Genomic DNA, 3,302 nt, shown 5'->3' with positions numbered 1-3,302 from the left:
CTGCCCGGCCTGCCCACGCTGACCCTGCAGGATGCCCGCTGGCGCCGTTTCCAGCTGCTGGTGGTGCCGGGCTGGCACAACTCCGGCGAGGAGCACTGGCAGACCCGCTGGGAGCGCCTGCAGCCGGCCGTCCGCCGGGCCGAGCAGGATGACTGGGAGCGTCCGGATCCGGGCAGCTGGGTGGCGCGGCTGGACGAGGCTGTGCGCGCCGCCGAGAAGCCGGTGGTGCTGATCGCACACAGCCTGGGTTGTGTCACCGTGGCGCACTGGGTGCGTGAGACCGGTGGCCGTGGCGTGGCGGCAGCGCTGCTGGTGGCCCCGGCCGATGTCGAGCGCGAGCGTGCGGCACCCGAGCTGCGCGGCTTCGCGCCGATTCCCGGCGATCACCTGCCGTTCGCGACCCGCGTGGTGGCCACCGACAATGATCCCTGCTGCACCGCCGAGCGCGCCGAGGAGCTGGCGAACCAGTGGGGTTCCGACCTGGTGGTGATTCCGGGTGGTGGCCATCTGAACGCACAGACTCGTCTGGGTGACTGGTCGATGGGCCAGCTCTTGTTGCATGATCTGGTCTGGCGTCGTCGCGCGGGCTGAGTGCTGGCGCGGTGTTCCGCGCCTGTGCAGGAGTCTTCCCATGTGCCAGCTGCTGGGCATGAATGCCAATGTGCCCACCGATATCTGCTTTTCGTTCACCGGCTTCCGGCGGCGTGGCGGCGACACCGACCACCATGCCGACGGCTGGGGCATCGGTTTCTTCGAGGACCAGGGCTGCCGCGTGTTCATCGACACCGAGGCCAGCGTCAACTCGCCCATCGCCGAGCTGGTCAGCGCCTATCCCATCCGCTCGCGGCATGTGGTGGCGCATATCCGCAAGGCCACGCAGGGGCAGATCCGGCTGCAGAACACGCACCCGTTCCAGCGCGAGATCGGCGGGCGCTACTGGCTGTTCGCGCACAACGGCGATCTGAAGGATTTCCGTGGCCGGCCCGGTCGCATCCTGCCGGTAGGCGACACCGACAGCGAGGAGGCTTTCTGCCACCTGCTCAACCAGGTCCTCGCCGATCACCCGGATGGCCGGCCGGACGAAGCCGGGCTGCTGGCGAGCGTGCAGCGCGTGGCGCGCGAAGTGTCGCGCCACGGCACCTTCAATTTCCTGCTCTCCAATGGCGAGTGGCTGCTGGCGCACTGCTCCACGCAGCTGGCCTGGATCGTGCGCGAGGCCCCGTTCTCGGTCGCGCACCTGTCCGATGACGACGTGTCGGTGGACTTCCGCCAGCAGACCGGGCCTGATGACCGGGTGGCGGTGATCGCCACTGCGCCGTTGACGGACAACGAGGCGTGGAACATCATCGCGCCGCAAACCCTGCTGCTGTTCCGCGACGGCCGCCTGGCCGCTTCGCTGCCGACCGCGTTCGAAGCGCCGCCGGTGCGGCAGGGCACCCCCGTGGCCCACATCGCCGCCGAACACGCCATTCCGCCTGCCCTGATCGCCTGAGCGTCCTGGCGGGCATCTGAGAGAGCCCGCCATGACCGATCTGCCCCGCCTGCGACTGAAAGCCCAGGAAGAACGCCGCCTGCGTGAAGGCCACGCCTGGGTCTACTCCAATGAAGTCGATATCGCCGCCACGCCGCTGAAGGCGTTCGCGCCGGGTGACCAGGCGGTGGTCGAGGACAGCCGGGGCAAGCCGCTGGGCGTCGCCATCGTCAATCCCAACACGCTGATCTGCGCCCGCCTGGTCGGTCGCGATGTCGCGCATCCGCTGTCGGCATCGCTGTTCACGCACCGCCTGCAGATCGCGCTCAGCCTGCGCGAGACCTGGTATCCGGAGCCGTACTACCGTCTGGTCTATGGCGACAGCGACGGCCTGCCCGGCCTGGTGGTGGACCGCTTCGGCGATCATCTGGTGGTGCAGATCTCCACCGCCGGCATGGAACGCGAGCGCGAAGCGCTGGTGGCGGCGCTGGTCAAGGTGCTGAAGCCGGCCGGCATCCTGCTCAAGAACGACGGCAAGATGCGCCAGGTCGAAGGCCTGGACAGCTATGTCGAGGTGGCCTACGGCGAAGTGCCGCAGGTGCTGACCCTGCGCGAGAACGGCGTGACGTTCGAGAGCCGCGTGCGCGAGGGCCAGAAGACCGGCTGGTTCTACGACCACCGCGAGTCGCGTGCGCGTCTGAAGGGCCTGGTGGCCGGCAAGCGCGTGCTCGACGTGTTTTCCTATATCGGTGGCTGGGGCGTGCAGGCCGCCGCCTTCGGCGCCGCCGAGGTGCACTGCGTGGATGCCTCCGAGCGCGCGCTCGACCAGGTCGTGCGCAATGCCGCGCTGAACGGTCTGCAGGGCAAGGTGCAGACGCTGCAGGGCGATGCCTTCGATGCCCTGCAGGCGCTGAAGCAGGATGGCGAGCGCTTCGATGTCGTGATCATGGACCCGCCGGCGTTCATCACCCGCCGCAAGGACCACAAGGCCGGCCTGCAGGCCTACCGCCGCGCCAACGAGCTGGCCATGCGCCTGCTCGGCCGCGACGGCCTGCTGGTGTCGGGCTCGTGCTCCATGCACCTGGCGCGCGAGGAACTGGTCGATGTCATCCGCGCCGGCTCGCGCCATATCGACCGCCAGGCGCAGATCGTCCACCACGGCCACCAGGGCGCCGACCACCCGGTGCACCCGGCGATTCCCGAGACCGAATACCTGAAGGCGGTGTTCGCGCGCATCCTCCCGGTCTGAGGCGGGAGTGCGGAAAGGGGCCTGCGCCCCTTTCGTCCGTGTGCCTCAGTCGTCCTGGCGGATGCGGCGAGCCTGCCAGTGGCGGACGGCCTCGCTCTGGCCGGCCAGCGGACGTCCCTTCTCCACCAGCCAGCCGCTGGCGCGGCGCCACAGGCCGGCGACGGTGTCGCGCGGCAGGCCCAGGGTGTCGGCCACCAGCGGATCGAGCAGGCTGCGCGCCAGCGCCAGGGTTCGGCGGCCGGCAGCCGGCAGCGGGTCGCTGGCGGCGACACAGCGCAGCCAGTGCCGGGCCTGCGTGCCCGCCGCGATCGCCGGCGGTGCCAGCAGCACCTGATGCAGGGCGCGGGCCTCGTCCTCGCTGCCGGCCAGCCAGACCGGCTCCAGGCACAGCGCCTGGCCCAGGCCGGCGGCCCAGTGCCGCAGACCCTCGCGTTCGCGCCGGTTCAGCGGCGTGCCCAGGCCTTGCAGGCAGCGCGCCAGCTCCTCCGACAGACAGCTGATCAGGCAGGCGAGATCGGTCTGCGCCAGCGGCACGCCGGCATCACCGGCCGGTGTCCCGGCTTCCGCCTGCGCGCCTTGCTG

The 3,302-nt window shown here is 70.4% G+C and carries 4 protein-coding genes; 3 read left to right on the top strand and 1 reads right to left on the bottom strand.

The window, feature by feature from the left end:
• The 3 genes from C5O18_RS07765 to C5O18_RS07755 form a co-directional block, all read left to right on the top strand.
• Window positions 1-591: RBBP9/YdeN family alpha/beta hydrolase (locus C5O18_RS07765; protein WP_241146781.1), on the top strand; the 591-nt coding region annotated here is incomplete at its 5' end.
• Between the two features lie 40 nt (window positions 592-631).
• Window positions 632-1,492 carry a class II glutamine amidotransferase gene (locus tag C5O18_RS07760; protein ID WP_105192924.1) on the top strand — a complete coding sequence of 287 codons (861 nt, stop codon included), beginning with the start codon at window positions 632-634 and terminating at the stop codon, window positions 1,490-1,492.
• Window positions 1,493-1,523: 31 nt separating this feature from the next.
• Window positions 1,524-2,720, top strand: coding sequence for a class I SAM-dependent rRNA methyltransferase (locus C5O18_RS07755; protein ID WP_105192922.1), 1,197 nt, complete (start codon window positions 1,524-1,526; stop codon window positions 2,718-2,720).
• 45 nt (window positions 2,721-2,765) lie between these two features.
• Here C5O18_RS07755 and C5O18_RS07750 read toward each other — a convergent pair.
• Window positions 2,766-3,302, bottom strand: a 537-nt coding sequence (locus C5O18_RS07750) for an oxygenase MpaB family protein (protein ID WP_146089279.1), incomplete at its 5' end; no start/stop codon positions are given.

It is taken from the genome of Amnimonas aquatica (assembly GCF_002943415.1).
Taxonomy (GTDB): Bacteria; Pseudomonadota; Gammaproteobacteria; order Pseudomonadales; family Moraxellaceae; genus Perlucidibaca; species Perlucidibaca aquatica_A.
This window is presented reverse-complemented; position numbering and strand designations above follow the sequence as displayed.